At 62.5% G+C, this 21089-nt stretch carries 21 protein-coding genes; 12 read left to right on the forward strand and 9 right to left on the reverse strand.

Annotation, left to right across the window (positions count from 1 at the left end; translation table 11 throughout):
- The first annotated feature begins 44 nt into the window (after positions 1 to 44).
- Entirely contained in the window at positions 45 to 575 is a 531-nt protein-coding gene (locus tag AC1Q61_RS26080; RefSeq protein WP_492651388.1) for an HNH endonuclease family protein, read from the forward strand.
- 1 nt (position 576) lies between these two features.
- Here AC1Q61_RS26080 and AC1Q61_RS26085 read toward each other — a convergent pair whose 3' ends face one another.
- Positions 577 to 1809, reverse strand: a complete 1233-nt coding sequence (locus AC1Q61_RS26085; RefSeq protein WP_058227692.1) for a metal-dependent hydrolase family protein — start codon at positions 1807 to 1809, stop codon at positions 577 to 579.
- Between the two features lie 158 nt (positions 1810 to 1967).
- Here AC1Q61_RS26085 and AC1Q61_RS26090 point away from each other — a divergent pair, with 158 nt between their 5' ends.
- Positions 1968 to 2603 carry a TetR/AcrR family transcriptional regulator C-terminal domain-containing protein gene (locus AC1Q61_RS26090; RefSeq protein ID WP_007726121.1) on the forward strand — a complete coding sequence of 212 codons (636 nt, stop codon included), beginning with the start codon at positions 1968 to 1970 and terminating at the stop codon, positions 2601 to 2603.
- Here AC1Q61_RS26090 and AC1Q61_RS26095 read toward each other — a convergent pair.
- Positions 2590 to 4164: a molybdopterin-dependent oxidoreductase gene (locus tag AC1Q61_RS26095; RefSeq protein WP_020908339.1), complete on the reverse strand. Its 1575-nt coding sequence runs from the start codon at positions 4162 to 4164 to the stop codon at positions 2590 to 2592. The two genes, AC1Q61_RS26090 and AC1Q61_RS26095, sit on opposite strands and share 14 nt — an antisense overlap.
- Positions 4165 to 4291: 127 nt before the next feature.
- Between AC1Q61_RS26095 and AC1Q61_RS26100 the strand changes: the two genes are divergently transcribed.
- Together AC1Q61_RS26100 and AC1Q61_RS26105 are read left to right on the forward strand one after the other, a co-directional pair.
- Entirely contained in the window at positions 4292 to 5110 is an 819-nt protein-coding gene (locus AC1Q61_RS26100) for a shikimate 5-dehydrogenase (protein WP_118603808.1), read from the forward strand.
- 13 nt (positions 5111 to 5123) lie between these two features.
- Positions 5124 to 5585 (forward strand): DUF6328 family protein, encoded by a 462-nt coding sequence (locus AC1Q61_RS26105; RefSeq protein WP_118603790.1) that lies wholly within the window; start codon positions 5124 to 5126, stop codon positions 5583 to 5585.
- A 1-nt stretch (position 5586) separates the two neighbouring features.
- On the opposite strand, the gene AC1Q61_RS26110 is transcribed toward AC1Q61_RS26105, so the two are convergent.
- Both AC1Q61_RS26110 and AC1Q61_RS26115 read right to left on the reverse strand, forming a co-directional pair.
- Positions 5587 to 6423 carry a sulfurtransferase gene (locus AC1Q61_RS26110; protein WP_003941325.1) on the reverse strand — a complete coding sequence of 279 codons (837 nt, stop codon included), beginning with the start codon at positions 6421 to 6423 and terminating at the stop codon, positions 5587 to 5589.
- 22 nt (positions 6424 to 6445) lie between these two features.
- Positions 6446 to 7069: a LysE family translocator gene (locus AC1Q61_RS26115; protein WP_003941342.1), complete on the reverse strand. Its 624-nt coding sequence runs from the start codon at positions 7067 to 7069 to the stop codon at positions 6446 to 6448.
- Between the two features lie 102 nt (positions 7070 to 7171).
- Here AC1Q61_RS26115 and AC1Q61_RS26120 point away from each other — a divergent pair, with 102 nt between their 5' ends.
- From AC1Q61_RS26120 to AC1Q61_RS26130, 3 genes are read left to right on the forward strand one after another with little or no spacing between them, the layout of a single operon-like run.
- The gene (locus tag AC1Q61_RS26120) at positions 7172 to 7645 is read left to right on the forward strand and encodes an Lrp/AsnC family transcriptional regulator (RefSeq protein ID WP_003941284.1); all 474 of its coding nucleotides are present in this window, start codon (positions 7172 to 7174) and stop codon (positions 7643 to 7645) included.
- Between the two features lie 36 nt (positions 7646 to 7681).
- Complete coding sequence (locus tag AC1Q61_RS26125) at positions 7682 to 8920, forward strand: benzoate/H(+) symporter BenE family transporter (RefSeq protein ID WP_003941402.1); 1239 nt, start codon at positions 7682 to 7684, stop codon at positions 8918 to 8920.
- Positions 8917 to 9366 carry an acyl-CoA thioesterase gene (locus AC1Q61_RS26130; protein WP_007726113.1) on the forward strand — a complete coding sequence of 150 codons (450 nt, stop codon included), beginning with the start codon at positions 8917 to 8919 and terminating at the stop codon, positions 9364 to 9366. Before AC1Q61_RS26125 ends, AC1Q61_RS26130 begins: the two co-directional genes overlap by 4 nt.
- On the opposite strand, the gene AC1Q61_RS26135 is transcribed toward AC1Q61_RS26130, so the two are convergent.
- Positions 9363 to 10391 (reverse strand): phosphotransferase family protein, encoded by a 1029-nt coding sequence (locus tag AC1Q61_RS26135; protein WP_039972642.1) that lies wholly within the window; start codon positions 10389 to 10391, stop codon positions 9363 to 9365. The genes AC1Q61_RS26130 and AC1Q61_RS26135 overlap by 4 nt on opposite strands.
- 221 nt (positions 10392 to 10612) lie before the next feature.
- Between AC1Q61_RS26135 and pdhA the strand changes: the two genes are divergently transcribed.
- Genes pdhA through AC1Q61_RS26160 form a run of 5 tightly spaced genes read left to right on the forward strand, consistent with a single transcriptional unit; the run spans position 10613 to position 15779 of the window.
- Positions 10613 to 11701 (forward strand): pyruvate dehydrogenase (acetyl-transferring) E1 component subunit alpha, encoded by a 1089-nt coding sequence (pdhA, locus tag AC1Q61_RS26140; protein WP_007726109.1) that lies wholly within the window; start codon positions 10613 to 10615, stop codon positions 11699 to 11701.
- Positions 11698 to 12675 carry an alpha-ketoacid dehydrogenase subunit beta gene (locus AC1Q61_RS26145; protein WP_007726108.1) on the forward strand — a complete coding sequence of 326 codons (978 nt, stop codon included), beginning with the start codon at positions 11698 to 11700 and terminating at the stop codon, positions 12673 to 12675. The genes pdhA and AC1Q61_RS26145 overlap by 4 nt, the downstream gene beginning before the upstream one ends.
- Complete coding sequence (locus AC1Q61_RS26150) at positions 12672 to 13880, forward strand: dihydrolipoamide acetyltransferase family protein (RefSeq protein WP_118603784.1); 1209 nt, start codon at positions 12672 to 12674, stop codon at positions 13878 to 13880. The genes AC1Q61_RS26145 and AC1Q61_RS26150 overlap by 4 nt, the downstream gene beginning before the upstream one ends.
- Positions 13881 to 13890: 10 nt before the next feature.
- Positions 13891 to 15096 carry an MFS transporter gene (locus tag AC1Q61_RS26155; RefSeq protein ID WP_064074723.1) on the forward strand — a complete coding sequence of 402 codons (1206 nt, stop codon included), beginning with the start codon at positions 13891 to 13893 and terminating at the stop codon, positions 15094 to 15096.
- A gap of 29 nt (positions 15097 to 15125) precedes the next feature.
- Complete coding sequence (locus AC1Q61_RS26160; protein WP_118603781.1) at positions 15126 to 15779, forward strand: hypothetical protein; 654 nt, start codon at positions 15126 to 15128, stop codon at positions 15777 to 15779.
- 376 nt (positions 15780 to 16155) lie between these two features.
- Here the strand turns inward: AC1Q61_RS26160 and AC1Q61_RS26165 are convergent, their stop codons facing one another.
- The 4 genes from AC1Q61_RS26165 to AC1Q61_RS26180 form a co-directional block, all read right to left on the reverse strand.
- On the reverse strand, positions 16156 to 17586 hold the full coding sequence (locus tag AC1Q61_RS26165) for an NAD(P)(+) transhydrogenase (Re/Si-specific) subunit beta (protein WP_003941368.1): 1431 nt from the start codon (positions 17584 to 17586) through the stop codon (positions 16156 to 16158).
- The gene (locus tag AC1Q61_RS26170; protein WP_003941319.1) at positions 17586 to 17909 is read right to left on the reverse strand and encodes an NAD(P) transhydrogenase subunit alpha part 2; all 324 of its coding nucleotides are present in this window, start codon (positions 17907 to 17909) and stop codon (positions 17586 to 17588) included. The genes AC1Q61_RS26165 and AC1Q61_RS26170 overlap by 1 nt, the downstream gene beginning before the upstream one ends.
- Positions 17909 to 19018 carry a Re/Si-specific NAD(P)(+) transhydrogenase subunit alpha gene (locus tag AC1Q61_RS26175; protein WP_003941381.1) on the reverse strand — a complete coding sequence of 370 codons (1110 nt, stop codon included), beginning with the start codon at positions 19016 to 19018 and terminating at the stop codon, positions 17909 to 17911. Before AC1Q61_RS26175 ends, AC1Q61_RS26170 begins: the two co-directional genes overlap by 1 nt.
- Before the next feature lie 527 nt (positions 19019 to 19545).
- Entirely contained in the window at positions 19546 to 21084 is a 1539-nt protein-coding gene (locus AC1Q61_RS26180) for an AMP-binding protein (protein WP_042923127.1), read from the reverse strand.
- Between the last annotated feature and the right edge of the window lie 5 nt (positions 21085 to 21089).

Genomic DNA, 21089 nt, shown 5'->3' on the forward strand with positions numbered 1-21089 from the left:
CTCGGAATGCCTGGATTCGGATCGATCTCCGGAAGGACTTCCACATGATTGCCAAGCTAGAATTCTTGTTCAGAGAAGCCTGCGTCTTCGGCCCCGCGTGGTCCGACGACCAGGACGCACCTGGTGGCCACGACGGGTGCGATACCCGCAACAACGTTCTGGCCCAAGATCTCTCGGACGTGGTGTTCAAACCGGGAACACGTGACTGCGTCGTACTGTCGGGCGCGATGACCGACCCGTACTCCGGAGATCGCATCGAATTCGAACGCAGCCAGGCCAAGTCCGTCCAGATCGACCACGTCTTCCCGCTCGCCGCGGCCTGGGACTTCGGCGCGAACTCCTGGACTCCTGCGTTGCGGATGAGGTTCGCGAACGACATGTCTCTGAACCTGTTGGCCGTCAACGGCCCCGACAACCAGTCGAAAGGCGACAGCACGCCCAGTGAGTGGTTGCCGCCCGATCCTGCGTACCGATGCTTTTACGCCGGCAAGTACTTGACCGTCGCGATTTCCTACGGCTTACCGGTCAGCCGGGCGGATCACTCGGCGTTGACAGAACTCGCCACTCGCTGTTGAGCTACCGGCCGTCCTTCACCACTCGACCGCTCTGAATGACGAGTGCGATGCGCTCACGATCGGCGAAGATGGACGGATCCGTCAACGGATTGCCGCGGAATGCAACGAGGTCGGCGAACTTGCCGACTTCGATGGTGCCGACCTCGTCGGCGATACCGAGAATGTCGGCGTTGATCCGGGTAGCGGAAACCAATGCGTCCATCGGGGTTTCGACCTTGGCGCGCAGGACCAGCTCCATTCCCCGGCCCGTTTGATCGGTACCGATGAGGTCCGATCCCAATCCCACTCTGACGCCGGCATTTCGAGCAGCAAGAAGCCCGTCGATCTGACCCTGCATCATCTGGCCGATCCGAGCCGAAATCGATTCGGGTAGACCTGCTGACGCCGCGCTGTCCGAGAGCGCCTGCACCACAGCCAACGTCGGCACCAACGCGACGTCGTGCTCGGCCATCAACTTGGCGGTCTCGTCGTCGATATCGGAGCCGTGCTCGACGCATTTTGCCCCGGCAGTGACAGCGTTACGGATTCCCTCGTTGTTGTGAGCATGCACCGTGACATAGGTACCGCGCGCATTGGCTTCCTCGACGGCAACTTCGATCTCGTCGACCGTGAACTGGGTATCGGTGAGCTTGTCATGAGTGGATACCACTCCCCCGGTAACACACAGTTTGAGGAAGTCCGCACCCCTGCGGAACGTCTCGCGAACGTTCTTTCGCATTTCGTGCGGACCGTCGGAAAGCAGAGACATACAACGTAATCCGGGGATGTCATGATCGGACCAGTCCGAAGTCGGCTCCCATTCGGCCGCCAGGTGCCCGTGTCCACCGGTCTGGCACTGGATCGGGCCGCACTGAATGATCCGCGGACCCGGAATCTTGCCCGAGGCGACAACTCCGGCGAGTCCACCGTCGATTCCGCCGCAGTCACGAACAGTGGTGAATCCCCCGTCGAGGGTCGATGCGCAGGTCGCGAACATGTCTGCAGCGAGCTCGGCTACCGAGATCTGACGCCGCAGGCTCGGTGCGAGATCGCTCGATCCACCGAGATGAACGTGTGCGTCGATGAGGCCGGGCGTGATTGTCAGCCCGGTGCAGTCCAGCACCTCCGCCCCCGTGGGTGGCGTGCCACCGAGTGCACTGATGCGCCCGTTTTCCACAGCAACAGCGCAGTTCTCGATCGGGTCGGCGCCCGTCCCGTCGATGATCGTTGCACCGGTCAGCCATACGACAGACATATTGAATGTTCCTCCGACGTGTACCGATCGCCGGAAGATTCCGCCGACATACCGAATAGGGTTCGGTTAGTATGATGCATATCGGCTCCCGAAATCAAGGAGTTGTCATCACTCGATGAAGTCCGAGATTGCTGACGAATCCCTCACCAGGAGAATCGATGCCGCGTCCCACCCAGCCGATACTGTCCACGCGAAACATCACCGACGCGGCTCTGGATGCTGTCGACGCGACCGGCGACTTCACCATGCCCGGGATCGCCAAGCAATTGAACGTGACTCCGTCTTCGCTCTACACACATATTTCGGGTCGATCCGAGATCGTCGAACTCATGCGCATCCGCGTGATGTCGTCGATCTCTGTCCCCCACCCACCGGCAGGGTGGAGCGAACGGATCAGCGCGTGGGGGTGGGCCTATCGCCGAGCTGCGGTCGAGCACTGGCGCCTCATCCCGCTACTCATGACCCGCAGCGTCCGCACCGAGGTAACTTTTGATATCGATACTGCACTGGTTCAGGCATTTTCGGACGGGGGTTTCGATTCGGCCGACACTCGTCACGCAATCTCCACGCTGGACAGTCTGGTTCTCGGATCAGTCGTGAAACTCTCGACGCCGGATGTCGCATGGACCCAATCCTCCAACCCGAGCGAGATCACGCGCGAGGCTACGACCCCACTGCGAACCGACGACACGTTCGACTTCGGCCTGCGAACCCTGATCGCCGGATGGATGGCTCAGCGCGTTGTTCGTCTGTATACCGAACCTCATTCGGATTCCGACGTCACTTCACGGTGAACGACCTGGTGTGCCATCCCGTGGCGCCACCGGGAATCGGCGGAGTGCGCTCTTCCACCTGAACGTTCCCGTCCAGATCCGTCGCTCTGACCTGCACCGTGTGCAAACCCGAGCCTGCATCCCACATCCACGACCATTGACGCCAGGTGTCGATCGAGTACTCCTGCGCCAGTGTCGCCGGTTGCCATTCACCGTTGTCGACGCGAACCTCGACCTTCTCGATCCCGCGATGCTGCGCCCAGGCCGTTCCCGCCACCAGCACCTGGCCCGGCTCGATGGGAGCCAGAGCTGCCGGCACCTCGATACGCGAGGACGTCTTGATCGGTGCCTGCGCACCCCAACCGCGCTGGGTCCAATAGGCCTCGACCTTGTCGAAACGCGTGAGTTCCCACTCCGTCACCCACTTGGTGGCGGAGACGAAACCGTACAGACCGGGAACGACCTGCCGAACGGGATAGCCGTGCTCGAACGGCAACGGCTCACCGTTCATCGCCACAGCGAGAATCGCGTCACGGCCGTCGGTGACTATCTCGACCGGGGTGCCGACTGTGAAGCCGTCGACGCTGGTCGAGAGGAGCATGTCGGCGTCGGGATGGACACCGACTTCGTCGAGCAGGTCCTTCATGGGATAACCGATCCACTTCGCGTTCCCGGCCAGAACGCCGCCCACCTCGTTCGAGACACACGTCAGCGTGATGACTCGCTCGATGGGCGTTCGCGCCACCAGATCGTCGAACGACAACGTCATCTCGCGGTCCACCATTCCGTGAATCCGCAGTTCCCACGAATCCGTCGTCAATTGCGGAACGAGGAGTGCAGTGTCGATTCGGTAGAAGTCGTCGTTGGGCGTGATGTACGTCGACGCACCCGCAATCGCGATGTCCGCACCCGCCGGAATCGGCGGCGCCGGGTCAGCGGCGGTGGGCACGACAAAATCTTCACGATTCGCTACTGCTCCGGCGATTCTCTGCCCCACGAACTTCCCGGCCGCACCCGCTGCCGCAGCCACTGCCAACGCCGCACCCGCAAGCAGGAGGAACTGACGACGAGGCAACCACGAGTCGGCGACGCCCGGCGAGAGCGGCACTTCGAGTTGTGTGATCAGCAACCGCAAGGTTGCGACGCCCGCCACCACACCGACCAGCGTCGGGAACACGTACATCGCATCGGCAGTCGGGCGCTGCATCGCCGCATACACACCAACCGCGCCCAGAAGAACGAGAATGACGCTGCCGATCGGGCGGCGTCGCCGTTCCAGGAGCCCGGCCACCGCACCGAGCAGAACGATCAAGATCGACATTCCGATGAACAGCGCCGGCTTGTCATTGGTACCGAAAGTGTCGATCGCGAACTCGCGAGCCCACGCCGGCGTTCGGTCGACGGTAGTCGCACCTACCGCGTAGAAGGGCGACGCGTCCGGGTTGATCGGCAACGCAACCAGTTCACCGACGCCCAGGACGACAGCCGCGGCCAAGACCCCGGAGATCGCGTGAGCAGCCCATCTACGACGCGGTGGACGAGATTCGGTGCTCGGGTGCTCGTCGATGTTCTGTGTGACCATGTCGTCTCGGCTCTGTCGGTGCGAGTGGTGCTTCGATCGGATACCCGACATTCGGCGCTGCGGGCCATCCGGATGGGTGCACTCCTCCATCAAGAACTACTCCGAACTCGCGATTAGAGTGGGAACGATGACCGTCGACCTCAACAAGGACACGCTCCTGTGCATGTCGCTCTCCGGGCGACCGAGCAACATCGGCACCAGATTTCACAATTACCTCTACGCGGAATTGGGCCTGAACTTCGTCTACAAAGCCTTCACCACCGAAGACGTGCCAGCCGCGATCGGCGGCATCCGAGCACTCGGGATTCGAGGCTGCGGGGTGTCGATGCCGTTCAAGGAACAGGTCATCGAGCACATCGACGTCATGCATGATTCGGCCAGCGCCATCGACTCCGTCAACACGATCGTCAACGAGTCCGGAGTGCTGCACGCCTACAACACCGACTATCAGGCGGTGGCCGATCTACTGCGTGACAACAACGTCGACACGAGCCTGTCCGTCGCTGTCGCCGGCAGCGGTGGCATGGCAAAAGCAGTCGTCGCCGCGGTGCGCGACGCCGGATTCACCGACGTCACCGTGATCGCCCGCAACCAGCAAGTGGGGTCATCGCTTGCGAAGCAGTACGGCTTCGACTGGCAGGCCGAACTCGGTGAGCTTCGTCCCGGTGTGCTGATCAACGCCACCCCGATCGGTATGTCCGGCGGCGCAGAAGCAGATGCACTGTCGTTCCCCGAGCACGCAGTGCGCGCAGCCGATGTCGTCTTCGACGTCGTCGCGATGCCTTCGAAGACGCCACTGATCGCGTTGGCGACCGAACTCGGCAAAACGGCGATCACAGGAGCGTCGGTCATTGCCCTTCAGGCCGCCGAGCAGTTCGTTCTCTACACCGGTGTGCGCCCGAGCGCGGAGCAGATCCAGCGAGCGTCGGAATACTCACGGGCGTAGGAACCACGTCGCCGTGAACGAGACCGGGGAGACTCCACCTCAACAACTCGCGCGGAACTTCAACGAGTTGTTGCAAGAACTGCGCGTCGCGCTCTCTGGTGTGCAGATCCTGTTTGCCTTCCTGCTGGCCGTGGCATTCACCGAACGCTACGAGGAAGCGTCGGCGTACATCCGCGGCATCCACTTGGTGACGGTGATCCTTGTTGCCATCTCGTTCGGGTTCCTGATGGCACCCGCGGTCTGGCATCGCATGCTTTTCCGCCGTGGGCACCGCGAGAACATATTGCCCGTGGCCAACCGATTCACCCTGTGCGGCATAGCCTTTCTGGCCGCCTCCATGACCGGCACGGTCCTGTTGATCGCCGAGGTCGCCGTCGGCGGAGTTGCCGCAAAGGTTTTGGCAGCGTGCGCCGCGATCATGTTCACGGCGCTGTGGTTTCTCGTGCCGTCATTCATCGATCGCACCAAGAGCTGACTCAGGCTCCGGTGTCGACGGCGCGAGTGCTGTCGTTGGACCACTGTGACCACGAGCCCGGGAACAGCGTCGCGTCGTAACCAGCGATCGCGAGCGCCGCGATCTCGTGCGCTGCAGTCACTCCGGATCCGCAGTACACCGCCACCTTGTCTCCGACGCCCAGTCCGGCGAATCGCTCACGCAGGTGGGTCGTATCCAGGAATCGCCCGTCGCCGGTGATGTTCTCGGCGGTCGGCGCGTTCACCGCACCGGGGATGTGCCCTGCGACGGGATCCATCGGCTCGACCTCGCCGCGGTACCGCTCCCCGGCTCGGGCGTCGAGAAGGACACCGCCCTCGCTCGTCCAGTTGCCGACACCGTCGATGTCGACAGTCGGCATGTTGCCGCCGGTGAAAGTCACGTCGCCCGGGCTGACGGACTCGCCGATACCGGCCGCCAACGGCAGTCCTGCGGACTCCCAGGCCTGCAGCCCGCCGTCGAGCAGTCGGACATCCGAGAGTCCGGCCCACCGCAGCAGCCACCAACCACGAGCAGAGGCCGTGTTGCCGGTGGCGTCGTAAAGCACCACCGAATCACCGTCGTCGATTCCCCAACGACGCGCCGCGGCCTGCAGGTCTTCGAGACTCGGCAGCGGATGCCTTCCCTTGCCCGGCGACGGCGGCGAGGCAAGTTCCTCGTCGAGGTTCACGAATACCGCACCGGGAATATGGCCGTCGCGAAAATGCTGCTCGCCGTTCGAATCACCCAGCGCCCATCGGACATCGAGCAATCGCGGCGCAGCGCCGGCCTCGATGAGAGCGGACAGTTCTTCGACGTCGATCAGCACGGGAAGTGTCATGAGCCCATCCTGACACGACCACTCATGCAACCCCGAAGAAGGCACCGAGGCCCACCAACAACACTCCCGTCACCACGTCGATTCGCTTCCCGACGCCAGGGCGACGCAGCTTCTTGCCGGCTCCGGCCGCCAACACCACCACGATCGCCCACCACAGTGCCGCGGCGACCACCGTCGCGCCCGCCAACATCAACGTCCGCAGCCCTGCGCCTTCACCCGGCTCGATGAATTGCGGGAGTAGCCCGAGAAAGAACAACAACGCCTTCGGGTTCAGCAGGTTCGAGAGGAAGCCGTAGCGAAATGCCGTGGTGACCGCGATCGGTTCTTTCGCTGCCGGAATTCCCTCGTCCGAGGCGCGGGCTTTGAAAGCACTTCGAATCGCGGAGATGCCGAGCCAGGTCAGATATGCCGCCCCGGCGTAGGTGAGCGCGGAGAGCAACTGTGGCCGTGTCGCCACAAGTGCGGAGAGACCCAGTGACGCGGCAGCGGTGTGAACGAAGAGCCCGGAAATCACACCGGCGGCCACCACCGCGCCGGTCCGACGATCTGCTAGAGAATGACGCAGGATCAGGACAAAATCCGGTCCCGGCGTGAACAGGACGATGGATAGCAGGGAGCCGAAAGCGAGCCATTGACCGACACTCATCCGAAATACCTCACACCCGAGCTGATTCGAGACACATGTTCATGCCAGGAGTGTGCAACTGGATCCGGGAAGTTCAAAACGACTCCGGATATAGTTCGGCAGATGACGAAGAATGAGCCTCTGGATCCGGTGGACTGGAAGATTTTGGCCGAATTGCAGAACGACGCGTCGATCACCAACAAGGTGTTGGCCGATCGAGTCGGTTTGGCGACGTCCTCGTGCCACGAGCGCGTACGACGCCTACGCGCCAACGGCACGATCAGCGGCATCCATGCGGTTGTCGATCCGGCAGCCGTTGGCCGGTCGATGCAGGCGATCATCGCCGTTCAATTGCGACCACACCGCCGCGACCTCGTCGACCGGTTCACCGCCGACGCGCTAGCGCTGCCGGAAACGCTTGCGCTCTTCAACGTCTCGGGGCCCGAGGACTTCTTCCTCCACGTCGCGGTCCGTGACAGCGCTCATCTACAACGGGTATTGATCGACCACCTCGCCGCACATCCCGAGGTCTGGCACGCCCAAACGCACCTCATCTACGGCAAAGCGGTCACCTCACCCATCCGACCGGACAGGTAAATCGGGTCTGGGGCGGGTCGGGCAGAATCACTGACCATGTCGGACTCCACAGATACCACCGAACCGGAAGCCGTTCGCAGCAACTCGCAACCGATGAGCGCAGGCATCGTCACGGCCCTCGTCGGCTTCACCAGTTCGTTCGCGGTGGTGCTCACCGGCCTCGCCGCTGTCGGTGCGGATGCGACCGAGGCGGCGTCCGGACTGCTGGTTCTGTGTGTGACCCAAGCGTTGGGAATGCTCTGGCTCTCACGCCGGTATCGGATGCCGATCACCCTGGCCTGGTCGACGCCCGGTGCCGCTCTGCTCGCCGGCGCCGGAGCGGTCGAGGGTGGGTGGCCGGCCGCGGTCGGAGCATTCATCGTCGTCGGAATCGCGATCGTGCTGACCGGACTGTGGCCGACGCTCGGAAGGATCATCTCGGCAATCCCGACGCCCCTCGCGCAAGCGATGCTCGCCGGGGTTCTGATGCCGTTGTGCCTGGCGCCGATCATCGCCGTCCGGGACGCACCGGCAGCGGTCGCGCCCGTCATCCTGGTTTGGCTTGCCGCGCAGCGCTTCTCCAAGCGATGGGCGGTTCCGCTCGCGTTTCTCACAGCAGCGGTCGTGATCGGGATCAGCCTCGTCACGTCGGATCGAGTGCTCGACGCCGGCGCCATGATTCCCCGCATCGATCTCACCGCGCCGTCGTGGACCTGGCAGGCAATGATCGGCATTGCGATTCCCCTCTACATCGTCACGATGGCTTCGCAGAACATTCCCGGTGTGGCCGTGATGAATTCGTTCGGATACACCGTTCCCTGGCGACCGTCGATGATCGTGACGGGTATCGGCACCATCGTCGGCGCACCGGCCGGTGGCCATGCGATCAACCTCGCGGCGATCAGCGCAGCCCTGGCCGCCGCCCCCACCGCACATCCGGATCCCAAACGTCGATGGATCGCTGCCTTCACCGCAGGCTGGGCGTATCTCGTTCTCGCTGCCGGCGCGGCCGCGGTGGCCGCTCTGGTAGCCGCCGCACCGGCCGGAGTCGTGGAAACTGTTGCCGGACTGGCGCTCCTGGCAACGCTTGCCGGCGCCCTCACGTCGGCGCTGAGCGAGGCGAGTGAACGTGAAGGCGCCGTGGTCACGTTTCTGATCGCCGCATCCGGGGTCAGTATCCTGGGAATCGGTTCGGCATTCTGGGCACTGTTGGTGGGGCTGATCGTGCGTGCAGTCCTACAGGGCACCACCCTGCCCTCACTCTCGCGAAAGTCCTCACTACAGTCGAAGCCGTGAGCACAGCGCAGACGCCCCCGTCGATCAGCGAGTTTCCCGTTCTCTGGCCCGTCCCGACGCGGTGGGACGACAACGATCACTACGGCCACGTCAACAACGTGACCTACTACTCGTACTTCGACACCGCGGTCAACGCCTGGCTGATGTCTTCCACTGGAACCGACATCCGCACCCTGCCTGCCATCGGCGTCGTCGCCGAGACGTCGTGCCGGTACCTGAGCGAGCTGTCGTTCCCCGAGCAGTTGCAGGTGGGTATCTCCGTCGAGAAGCTCGGCACCAAGAGCATCGTCTACGCGCTGGCGATATTCCACGAGGTCGAAAGCGGCCATTGGGAACCTGCCGCGACCGGGCGCTTCGTGCACGTCTACGTCGACGCCGACACCCGTAAGCCGGTGGAGATCCCGGCGGCCATCAGATCGGCAGCCGGGACCTTGACCGAAAACTAGCTCAGGCCGAGCTGATCTGCCGTCAAGACGGCGCGTGCAACGATTCCGTCGATCAGCGCGACGGTCGGGCCGCCGTGCTCGGCCTTGTTGCGCGGATCGTCGAGGATGCGTCGCAGCACGCCCTCCGCGATGATCGAGAGCTTCCACAGAGCGAGTACGTGCCAGTATCCGACCGCTGACACGTCGCGGCCAGTCGCCTCGACGTAGGCAGCGACCAGCTCGTCACGGTTCGGGAAGCCTTCCAGCGTGGACGCCATGAACGGACCGGCAACCTTGTCACCGGCTTCCGGCCAGTACGCGAGTAGCGCACCGAGGTCCGCGAGCGGCTCCCCCAACGTGCACAGCTCCCAGTCGACGACGGCAACGATGCGCCCCTCGGCCGGATCGGTGATGACGTTGTTGAGGTGGAAGTCGCCGTGAACCAACGTCACTTCGTTCTGTTCCGGAATGTTTCGGTGCAGAATCTCGGCCAATCGGTCGACATCCGGAACATCGCGGGTCTTCGACTTCTCCCACTGCGCCGACCACCGCTTGAGCTGACGCTCGGCAAAGGGCTTGCGGCTGGCCAGGTCGTCCAGCCCGGTCTCTTCCAGGTCAACTCCGTGGATGCTGGCGAGGGTTTTGGGCATCGCCAAGCCGACCGCGCGACGCTCGTCCTCGGTCAACTTCTGAGCCACCGGAACGCCGTCGATCACAACGCCGTCGATGTAGCTCATGAGGACCAGCGGAGCGTCCGTGATCTCCGTATCTTCCGTGATGCCGAGGATCTTCGGAACCGGCACTTTGGTTCCCTGGAGCGAGGACAGGATGCGGTGCTCGCGAACGACGTCGTGCGCGGAAGCCAACAACGTGCCGAGTGGAGGTCTGCGCAGTACCCACCGTCCTCCGCCCGCATCCGTCACGGAGTAGGTCAGGTTCGATTGCCCGTTACCGATCCTCTCGAAAGTCAGTGGTGTCGTGGCGCCGACCCCCAGTTCGGCGATCCACGCGGAAACAGCTTCTTCGTTCAAACCGACTGCAGTCACCGCACCGATGCTAGCGGTTGAAGTCCGATCGGTTGGCCGTACCGACACGTTTGTTACTCGCCAGTTCGCAGTTCAGGTCTTGATACGGCAGTGAAAATACTTGCGGATTTCCCAATCAGGGGGATCCTGATGGTAGAGCGACAACTGCATACAACACATCGGGATTGTGCGGCGTACTCACGAGGCGCGCCGGGCATGAGCAGAAACCGAGGTGAGCGAAGATGATCGACAACCTCGATTATCCGGTCCAACTCATCCAACCGAACGGCGCACGAGTGTGCCGTCCCGAATTCGACCGCCTGATAACAGACATCGGGCCTGACGAACTGCTGTCGTTGTATCGCGATCTCGTCGTGAGTCGCCGAATCGACACCGAAGCTGTTGCCCTGCAGCGTCAAGGCGAAATCGGTTTGTGGGCTCCGATGCTAGGCCAAGAAGCCGCCCAGGTCGGTTCCGCGAGAGCGCTCGCCCCAGACGACTTCGCGTTCACCAGCTACCGCGAACATGCCGTCGCGTACTGCCGGGGTGTTCCCCCCGAATTGCTGACCACCATGTGGCGAGGAATCTCCCATTCCGGTTGGGATCCAGAACAATTCAACGTCACCAATCCGGCGATCGTCGTCGGCTCCCAAGGGCTGCACGCCACCGGATACGCACTCGGCGCACACCTGGACGGCGCCGAGATCGCAACGATCGCGTACTTCGGCGACGGCGCCACAAGTCAGGGCGACATCGCCGAGGCGATGGGATTTGCCGCCAGTTTCCGTGTCGGCGTTGTCTTCTTCTGCCAGAACAACCAGTGGGCAATCAGTGAACCGGTATCCCTCCAGTCACGCACGCCCATCTCACATCGGGCAATCGGTTACGGCATCCCCGCGATCCGCGTCGACGGTAACGACGTCCTTGCCGTGCTCGCCGTGACGCGCTCGGCGCTCAATCGCGCACGCGAAGGCAGCGGCCCGACGTTCATCGAGGCGATCACCTGCAGAATGGGCCCGCACACGACCTCCGACGATCCGAGCAGGTACCGCACCGATACGGATATGTCGGAGTGGAGAAGCCGCGATCCGCTCGAGCGAATGCGTCTGCTCCTCGGCCGTCGCGATCTTCTCGGAGAAAACGAACTCAGCACCATCGCGGCAGCCGCCGACGACGTCGCCGCTGGACTGCGACGCGCAACCATCGCGCTCGCCGATCCGCCCCCGTCAGCGCTCTTCGATCACGTCTACGCCGAGGCACACCCACTGATCGACGCTGAACGCGAAGAGCATCGCGCGTATCTCCGTAGCCTGGAAGGGGCTTCGTCATGACCGTCATGAATCTGGTGACCGCGCTCAACACCGGCCTTCGACGCGCACTCGAAGACGATCGTCGCGTTGTCATCATGGGCGAGGACGTCGGCCGTCTCGGCGGCGTATTCCGGGTTACCGACGCCCTGCAGAAGGACTTCGGCGACACTCGGGTGATCGACATGCCCCTCGCCGAATCAGGGATCGTGGGAACAGCTTTCGGGCTTGCCTTGCGCGGGTATCGGCCTGTCTGCGAAATTCAATTCGACGGGTTTGTCTACCCGGCTTTCGATCAGATCGTCTCGCAGGTGGCCAAGATCCAGTACCGCACCCGAGGCGCTGCCTCTGCGCCACTGACGATTCGGATTCCCAGTGGCGGCGGAATCGGTGCGGTGGAACATCATTCGGAGTCGCCCGAAGCGTACTTCGCTCACACCGCGGGACTGCGGGTGGTGTACCCGAGCAATCCGATCGACGGTTTTCACATGATCCGCCAATCCATTGCGGCCGACGACCCGGTGATATTCCTCGAACCCAAACGGCGCTACTGGGATACCGCCGACGTGAATACCGATGCCGCGCCCGAGCTTCCGCTCCACCGTGCCCGCGTCGCCCGCTCGGGGAACGACGCGACAGTGGTTGCGTACGGATCCATGGTCGCCACCGCGCTCGACGCCGCGCGGATTGCCGAAGAAGAAGGTCACGATCTGGAGGTCGTGGATCTGCGTTCACTCTCCCCCATCGACTTCGACACGATCGAGGCTTCGGTGAACAAGACAGGCCGGCTTGTCGTCGTCCATGAGGCGCAGAAGTTTCTCGGCGTCGGCGCCGAAATCGCAGCACACGTCGCGGAACACTGCTTCTATCAGCTGGAGTCACCGATCCTGCGGGTCACCGGATTCGACATCCCCTACCCGCCCGCCAAGCTCGAGCGATTTCACCTTCCGGACGCCGACCGGATCCTCGCGGCGCTCGATCGAACGCTGGCAGCATGAGCACGGCGCACGAATTCCGGTTACCGGATCTCGGCGAGGGCCTGACGTCCGCCGATCTGGTCGAGTGGACGGTCGGCGTCGGTGACACGGTGGAACTCAATCAAGTTCTCGCCCAGGTAGAGACAGCCAAAGCTCTTGTCGAACTGCCGTCGCCCTACGTCGGCGTTGTCAGAGAACTCCTCGTCGAACCTGGCACTACCGTTCCGGTGGGTACTCCGATCATCCGTATCGAGGAGTCTTCAGATTCACCGTCTCCAAGTGATTCGCAGTCTCCGAGTGTGCTGGTCGGGTACGGACCCGCGGCCGAGAGACCGAGCCGACGACGGAGCAGGATCACGCCGGACTCGCAATCCGCGGCGAGTACCGAGCGACGGCCCGCAACCCCCGCGGCGCGGCGCGCGGCCCGCGAAGCCGGCATCGATCTGAGCGAAATCACCGGCAGCGGATTCGACGGTGCCGTCACCGCGGCTGACGTCGCAGACGCGCTTACCGTGCAGGCGCCTTCGGATAACGCGACACGCCTGGCCCCGTCCGGCATACGAAAACAGATGGCGTCGGCGATGGTTGCCAGCACCCGCGCTCCGCAGGCCAGCGTCTTCCTCACCGCTGATGTCACGCCTTCGATGGAACTGCTCGGCAGGCTCCGTTCCTCGGAGGCGTTCACCGGACTGTCCCTCACTCCGCTGACTCTCGCTGCCAAGGCAATGGTGGCCGCCATCGCCTCGCACCCGATGGTGAACGCGCATTGGGACGAGGCCCGCGGCGACGCCGTCATCGACGATCACGTGAATCTCGGCATCGCCGTCGCCTCCGAACGTGGACTGTCCGTGCCCAACATCAAGAGCGCCCAGACCCTGAGCCTGGTCCAGCTCGCACGCGCGGTGACCGAACTGACCGTCGCTGCCCGTGAGGGAAAGACGGACGTCCATCACCTGACCGGTGGCACCGTCACGATCACCAATGTCGGAGTCTTCGGCGTCGACGGCGGCATTCCGCTTCTCAATCCAGGAGAAGCCGTCATCCTCTGCCTGGGCTCGGTGAGCGAGCGTCCGTGGGTGATCGAGCGCAAGATCGAAGTGCGGAGCGTCGTGACACTGACGTTGACGTTCGACCACCGCGTGCTGACCGGTGAGCAGGCCGCGAGATTCCTCTCATTTGTCGCAGAGATGCTCGCGAACCCGGACCTGTTGCTGACTCACCTGTAGAAAGGAACGAGTGAGCGTCAACCCCACCGACCGCGCAGTCCCCACCTCCGCCCTGGTGCGCGCCCGCGCCGGCATCTTCGGCATTTTCGGCATCAACGGATTTCTCCTCGCGATGTGGGTCGTCCACATCCCGTCCATCGAACACCGAGTGGGGATCAGTCACTCGACGCTCGGCTCACTTCTTCTCCTTCTTGCAGTCGGAGCCATTGCCGGCATGCAGTTGAGCGGCCCGCTCGCAGATCGATACGGCAGCAGACGCATGGTCGTCCTGGCGGGTAGCGGGCTGGCATTCGCCACTCTCGGCCCGGGGTTTGCCACGAACACCTGGCAACTGGGCGCTGCACTTGTCGTGTTCGGCTTTGCGAACGGCGCGTTGGACGTGTCGATGAACTCGCAGGCCGTCGAGGCCGAACAGTTGTACCGGCGCCCGATCATGGCGGCCTTTCACGGCATGTTCTCGGTCGGTGGCGTATTGGGCTCTGTCATCGGATTCGGCACTCTCGCACTGGATCTTCCGCCGTATGTCACGCTCAGCATCGCGTCGGCAATCGGCTTGCTGGCAGTCTGGTTGTGCTCGCGACCCCTTCTCCCTCACGTCGACGTGCATGCCGAAACCGCGTCGACTACCGGAAAGACACACGGCAGATTCTCGGCTCGCGTACTTGCCCTCGGAACCCTCGCCTTTGTTCTGATGCTGGCCGAGGGAGTGGCAAACGACTGGAGCGCGCTGCAGGTCAAGGAAGATCTCGGTGTTTCGAATGCCGTTGCCGCACTGTCGTTCGGCGCATTCTCCGCCATGATGACCGTCGGCCGGTTCACCGCGGATCGGATCAGCGCGGCGGTAGGCCCGGTGGCCGTGGTTCGCTACGGCGCGTTGCTGTCGTCCGTCGGCATGCTGACCGTCGTGGTATCCGGCTGGCTACCACTGACGTTGCTCGGTTGGGCCCTGTTCGGCGCCGGCCTGTCGGGATGCATTCCGCAGATCTTCACCACGGCCGGAAATCTGGGCTCAGGTTCGGCCGGCACCAACATGTCTCGCGTCGTCGGCATGGGATACATCGGATTCCTCGCCGGTCCGGCAACCATCGGCTGGGTCACCAAGCTTGTGCCTCTCACCACAGCAATGTTGATCCCGTTTGCATGCGTCCTGGTCGCAGCGGGTTGTGCGGGTGTCGTTCGGCGCGATTCTCCGACCGCCTACAGACCTCACAGCTGATCCTCACGATCGGCACAGACTCAACAGGGATGCTGGTACTCGTGACCGTCTCGACCTCCACCCAGCACCCCGCTCCCTCCACAACCACTCGCTTCCTCGTCCTTGCCGCGATCGCCGTCGTAGCGCTGGGCGTCTTGTATTTCGTGCGACCCACCTCGCCCGGTTTGAGCGTCCCGGAACAGGTGCGCGCACTTGCCGAGTGGACGGTAGGCCGATTCGACGTCACCGCTGTACTCGCAGCCACTACCGCTCTGGCCGTCGTCTCGATGGTCCGCGGACTGCCATACGGCATCGGCGCGATCCTGCTCCTCGGAATGGGCGCCAATCTCACCAACGCGGCATTCGGTTCCTGGCTCCCCGATGTTCCCCAGGACCTATTGCCCAGCGGTCACGTCGCAGCGGCGACCGCGCTGTACTGCTCGGCGATCTTGATCTCCGCCCCGCAGTGGCGTCCGGTGGTCGCCGGGCTCGGATTCGTCGGAGTTGCTGCGATCGGTGCCAGCGCGCTCGCCGCCGAGCTGAGCGGCCTTTTCGGAGTGATAGCTGGCATTCTGATCACCCTGGTATGGGCCTGTGCCGCAGCCATTTTGATGGCACGATCGCCCATCGCCGCGAAACGTGAAGAGCTGCGCCCAGATACGGCAGCCATCGCGTTCTCCAAGCACCGGAGCATCCGACTTTAGTCCTAAATCTTTGGGATTCAGAGATTTTCGCCGATAGCTCTCCCGCCACGGTTGGACATGACGTATGTTCTGAAATGTCCGAATCAAGTAGTTCCACAGCGAAGGAGTCTTTACCGTGAGCCTCGAAGATCTGAACCCGCTCGAACTGATCCAGAAGTTGATCGAACTACTTTCCGGCTTCTCTTCCGACCCCGAAACCCCCGAGGTTCCGTAAAACGTCGCCAGAGGCGCCTGTTCCGAGTTTCGTCTCGGACCAGGCGCCTTTGTCGTTTCAGCACAAGAAGTCGTTGCAACACACGACATCTTTGCAACACACGGCCACGAAAAAAGGCGTCCACTCGCAGCTGCGAGTGGACGCCCCTTCCGAGTACCAGCGCTAGAGCGCCTTGAGTTCCTCGGTTACTTCGGAGACCGACTTCTTGGCGTCACCGAAGAGCATCGAGGTGCCCTCGGCGAAGAAGAGCGGGTTCTCGATACCGGCGAAACCGGAGTTCATCGAGCGCTTGAGCACGATGACGGACTTCGACTGGTCGACGTTGAGGATCGGCATTCCGTGAATCGGTGAGCTCGGATCGTTGCGCGCCGCCGGGTTGGTGACGTCGTTCGCGCCGATCACCAAGGTGACATCGGTACGAGAGAACTCGTCGTTGATGTCGTCCATTTCCTTCATCGCGTCGTACGAGACATCCGCCTCTGCGAGAAGAACGTTCATGTGACCGGGCATACGGCCGGCGACCGGGTGAATGGCGTACTTGACCTCGACGCCCTTCGACTCGAGCAGTTTCGCCATGTCCTTGACGGCATGCTGAGCCTGCGCGACCGCAAGTCCGTATCCGGGTACGACGATGACCTGGTTGGCGTAGGCCATCTGGATGGCCGCGTCGGCGGCCGAGGTCGCCTTTGCCGTGCGCACGACACCGTCGGAGGATGCGGCTTCACCGCCACCACCACCGAAGCCGCCGGCAACGATGGCCGGGATGGACCGGTTCATGGCCTTGGCCATGAGGTTGGTCAAGATGGTGCCCGAAGCACCCACGATCATGCCGGCGACGATCATCGCCTGGTTGTTGAGCGCCAAACCTGCAGCAGCAGCTGACAAACCGGTCAGAGCGTTGAGCAGCGAGATGACGACGGGCATGTCCGCGCCGCCGATGGGCAGCACGACCATCAGTCCGAGGATGCCCGAGAGCACGAGCACGCCGACGATCCACAGTGAGCTGGTCGGGCCTTCCGGTGAGATCGCCTTGATACCGATGATCACCGAGAACGCGACGGCGGCAATGAGCAGCAGAGCATTGAGCGGCTGCTGGAGCTTGCCGATTCCGATCGGACGACCAGGCAGAGTTTCCTGCAGCTTCAGGAACGCGATCACGCTGCCCCAGAAGGAGATCGATCCGATCACCGCGGCAAAGAGCGAAGCGATGACGATGTGTACCGTCGGCGACTCGCCGTGCTGGAATGCGGTGAAACCGTCCGAGTCCAGGAACTCCGCGTACGCGATCAACGCGACCGTGCCGCCGCCGACACCGTTGAACAGTGCCACCAACTGCGGCATGGCCGTCATCTTCGTCCGGAGCGCCGGCGGAACGCCGAGCACGACACCGATGACAAGGCCGGCAGCGATGAGGATCCAGTTCCCCATCTCCGCATCACGAATGGAGATCAGAGTTGCAACGACGGCGATGAGCATGCCGACCGCGGCGATCTGGTTGCCGCGGACTGCGGTCTTCGGGCCGGTAAGACCCATGAGGCCGTAGATGAACATCGAGAACGCGACAATGTAGAGCGCATTGACCAGGTATTCCATTACTGGTCACCATCCTTCGACACAGACTTGGCGGCCGGCTTGGCCTTGAACATCGCCAACATGCGGTCCGTGACCACAAAACCACCGACAACGTTCACGGTTCCGAAGACGAGCGCTACGAACAAGATGATCTGCAACCCGATCGAGGGATCGTGCACCTTGCCAAGGACAACCAACGCACCCAGGACGACGATGCCGTGGATGGCGTTCGTACCGGACATCAACGGGGTGTGCAGGGTGTTCGGAACTTTGGAGATCACAGCGAAGCCGACGAACCCGGACAACACCAGGATCGCGATGTTCGCCAGCAGTGATGTGTACATCAGGCGCCCTTCTCTTCACGGGTGACGCACGCACCGGCCAGAACCTCGTCGGAGAAATCAGGCGCCAAGGCGCCTTCCACCAACATGAGTTCGATCAGCGCGGAAATGTTCTTCGAGTACAACTCGGACGCATGCTCCGGCATGGACGCCGGCAAATTCAACGGCGAGCAGATGGTCACGCCGTGCTTGACGACGGTTTGACCCGGCTCGGTCAGCTCGCAGTTACCACCGGTTTCACCCGCGAGGTCGACCACGACACTGCCCGGCTTCATGCCTTCGACCGCGGCAGCGGTCACCAGGCGCGGCGCGGGACGACCCGGAACCAGAGCTGTGGTGATCACAACGTCGAAGCCCTTGATCGCATCTTCGAGTGCCTGCTGCTGCTTCGCTCGCTCGTCGTCGGTCAACTCGCGGGCGTATCCACCCTCGCCCGCCGCATCGATTCCCAGGTCGAGCCACTGTGCACCCACCGAACGCACCTGGTCGGCGACCTCAGGACGCACGTCGTACCCGGTAGCGCGGCCACCGAGACGCTTGGCTGTCGCCAGCGCCTGCAGACCTGCCACACCCACTCCGAGCACCAGAACCGTCGCAGGCTTCACCGTGCCCGCAGCGGTGGTGAGCATCGGGAAGAACCGCGTCGACTCCGATGCTGCCAACAGAACAGCCTTGTACCCGGACACGTTCGCCTGCGAGGACAACGCGTCCATCACCTGCGCGCGAGAGATACGAGGAATCGCCTCCACGGCGTATCCCTCGATGCCGGCAGCCTTCAACTCGGCGATGCGGTTGTCCGCATTACGCGGATTCAGGAAACCGATGAGCTTCGCGCCGGTACTGATCCGGGCGATCTCTTCTGTCGACGGAGGCGCAACCTTGACCACCACGTCAGCAGTCCACGGATCGCCGATTTTCGCGCCGGCAGCGGTGTACAACTCGTCGGGAATCAACGCCCCGAGACCGGCCCCGGACTCGACGACCACGTCGACACCCTTGCCGATCAAAGCGGACACAATTTTCGGCACCAATGCGACCCGACGCTCACCATCACTCGATTCTCGAGGGACGCCGACCGACGGACGCACTTGTGCGCTCTTCGATGTTTCCATTTTCCATTACCTTCTGCGGTTGGTGGTTCGCCTGCTGCGACGAGCGGCAACCAGCATGTGATGAGCGGAAGATGACCCGCTTTTGGGTGAATGGTGACTGATAGTAGCCAGAGTTAACGCGGCGTAGGGAAACCGACGACGCACTTTCTCCATCTGAATCGAGTCCGAACAGTATGTTTGGACATACCTGAAGAAGCCTACTGTGAGGCCGATCACACCGGAATGGCGGACTATTCCACTATTTGAAACGGCCGAAAGACGTAAAGGCATCAGAATGACGCGCCGAATAATCACCGTCGAGCGAGTTTACGAACCAGCTTCCGAATGTAACGCCGTCCGACTCCGCGTAGACCGACTCCGGCCACGCGGCCTCAAACGCGAAAACCTGCAGTACGCCTCGCACCGGCCTCGGATGCTCGACCCGTTGTTCTACTGACAGCAAGCAAGGACCTGCCATACGGTCACGCGCAGGTCCTTGCCGACTATCTCGCAGAATTACTCTGATGTCCTAGCATTTCACTAGAGCATCAATTGCTCACATATTGAGACCGCAACTTGTGCTTGACGAGCTTTCCTGTAGCGGTCCTAGGCAATTCGTCGGCAAAGTCAATGCTTCTCGGAGCTTTGAAATGTGCGACCTGACTGCGAACGTATTCCAGCAATTCCTCGGCGACATGGGCACCAGGCTCGATTCCCTCCGCTAGTTGGACAACCGCCTTGACCTGCTCACCCATTTCTTCGTCGGGAACACCGATGACCGCCACGTCGAACACCTTCGGGTGCAAAGTAAGGATGTTCTCGGACTCCTGTGGGTAGATATTCACACCACCGGAGATAATCGTGAACGCGGCGCGGTCGGTCAGATAAAGGAAACGCTCGGAGTCGATATAGCCGATATCTCCACTCGTCGTCCACGTCGGATGATCCGGATGCTGCGCGGCAGCCGTTTTCTCGGGATCATTGTGGTACCGGAACGGCAAAGTCTCCCGCTCCCAGAACACGGTACCGATCTCGCCGACCGGAAGATCGCGCCCGGCGTCGTCACAGATGTGCACGATCCCCATCACTCCGTCACGCCCGACGGAACCCGGATGCGACAAGGCCTGCTCACTGTTGATGAAGGTAGCGCCCGAACCCTCGGTCGAGGCGTAGTACTCGTAGATCACCGGCCCCCACCAGTCGATCATTGCCGTCTTCACTTCGGGCGGGCAGGGAGCAGCAGCGTGAATGGCGACCTTCACCGTCGAGACGTCGTAACGATCACGGGTCTCCTTCGGAAGTTTCAACATTCGAACGAACATCGTCGGTACCCACTGACTGTGCGTCACAGCGTATTTACCGATCAACTCCAGCGCGGTTTCGGCTTCGAATGCATCCATCAAGATCACGGTTCCGCCGACCGAATTGATCACGCCGCAAAAACGCAGGGGCGCCGCGTGATAGACCGGAGCCGGGCACAAATAGACTGTGTCGGAATCGAACCCGTACATCGGTGCGAACACCGCGGTGTACGGATCCATGGTGGTGTTCACCTCACCCTCCGGGAGATCTCCTTTGATCCCCTTCGGCCTGCCGGTGGTTCCCGACGAATACAGCATGTCAGCCCCACGCGGCTGCGAGTCGAGTGGAGCAGTGGACTGCGCATCGACCGCTTCTTCGTAGTCGTCGAAGCCCTCGAGGGCGCCGCCGTACACCAATCGGTGCCGCACGCGTGGAATCAGCTTCTCGTCCAACGGAACTGCTGCGGACGCCTGCCCCGACGCCACCAGAATTGTCGCCTCGCAGTCGTCGACGATGTAGGCAGCCTCCGCAGCCGTGAGATGCCAGTTCACCGCGGTGATGTAGAGGCCGGATCTCAACGCTGCCCAGTACACCTCGAACGCCCGGAGATCGTTGTTCGAGATGAGAGCGACGTGGTCCCCAGGCTTGGCACCGACACTTCGGAAGTATCGCGCCAACTGCGTCGACCGTTCGTCGAGTTCCCGATAGGTGATGGACTCACCCGTCGCAGGGCGAATGACGGCGGGCTTGTCCGGTGTGGACTGGACAAAATTTCCTGGAAACACGAAGA

The organism is Rhodococcus sp. MPR-R1B, assembly GCF_058793255.1.

Bases quoted from the DNA above. Each gene is read 5' to 3' on its own strand.
- AC1Q61_RS26080 (WP_492651388.1), top strand. From the start codon at position 45: ATGATTGCCAAGCTAGAATTCTTGTTCAGAGAAGCCTGCGTCTTCGGC.
- AC1Q61_RS26085 (WP_058227692.1), bottom strand. From the start codon at position 1,809: ATGTCTGTCGTATGGCTGACCGGTGCAACGATCATCGACGGGACGGGC.
- AC1Q61_RS26090 (WP_007726121.1), top strand. From the start codon at position 1,968: ATGCCGCGTCCCACCCAGCCGATACTGTCCACGCGAAACATCACCGAC.
- AC1Q61_RS26095 (WP_020908339.1), bottom strand. From the start codon at position 4,164: ATGGTCACACAGAACATCGACGAGCACCCGAGCACCGAATCTCGTCCA.
- AC1Q61_RS26100 (WP_118603808.1), top strand. From the start codon at position 4,292: ATGACCGTCGACCTCAACAAGGACACGCTCCTGTGCATGTCGCTCTCC.
- AC1Q61_RS26110 (WP_003941325.1), bottom strand. From the start codon at position 6,423: ATGACACTTCCCGTGCTGATCGACGTCGAAGAACTGTCCGCTCTCATC.
- AC1Q61_RS26115 (WP_003941342.1), bottom strand. From the start codon at position 7,069: ATGAGTGTCGGTCAATGGCTCGCTTTCGGCTCCCTGCTATCCATCGTC.
- AC1Q61_RS26120 (WP_003941284.1), top strand. From the start codon at position 7,172: ATGACGAAGAATGAGCCTCTGGATCCGGTGGACTGGAAGATTTTGGCC.
- AC1Q61_RS26125 (WP_003941402.1), top strand. From the start codon at position 7,682: ATGTCGGACTCCACAGATACCACCGAACCGGAAGCCGTTCGCAGCAAC.
- pdhA (WP_007726109.1), top strand. From the start codon at position 10,613: ATGATCGACAACCTCGATTATCCGGTCCAACTCATCCAACCGAACGGC.
- AC1Q61_RS26145 (WP_007726108.1), top strand. From the start codon at position 11,698: ATGACCGTCATGAATCTGGTGACCGCGCTCAACACCGGCCTTCGACGC.
- AC1Q61_RS26150 (WP_118603784.1), top strand. From the start codon at position 12,672: ATGAGCACGGCGCACGAATTCCGGTTACCGGATCTCGGCGAGGGCCTG.
- AC1Q61_RS26160 (WP_118603781.1), top strand. From the start codon at position 15,126: ATGCTGGTACTCGTGACCGTCTCGACCTCCACCCAGCACCCCGCTCCC.
- AC1Q61_RS26165 (WP_003941368.1), bottom strand. From the start codon at position 17,586: ATGGAATACCTGGTCAATGCGCTCTACATTGTCGCGTTCTCGATGTTC.
- AC1Q61_RS26170 (WP_003941319.1), bottom strand. From the start codon at position 17,909: ATGTACACATCACTGCTGGCGAACATCGCGATCCTGGTGTTGTCCGGG.
- AC1Q61_RS26175 (WP_003941381.1), bottom strand. From the start codon at position 19,018: ATGGAAACATCGAAGAGCGCACAAGTGCGTCCGTCGGTCGGCGTCCCT.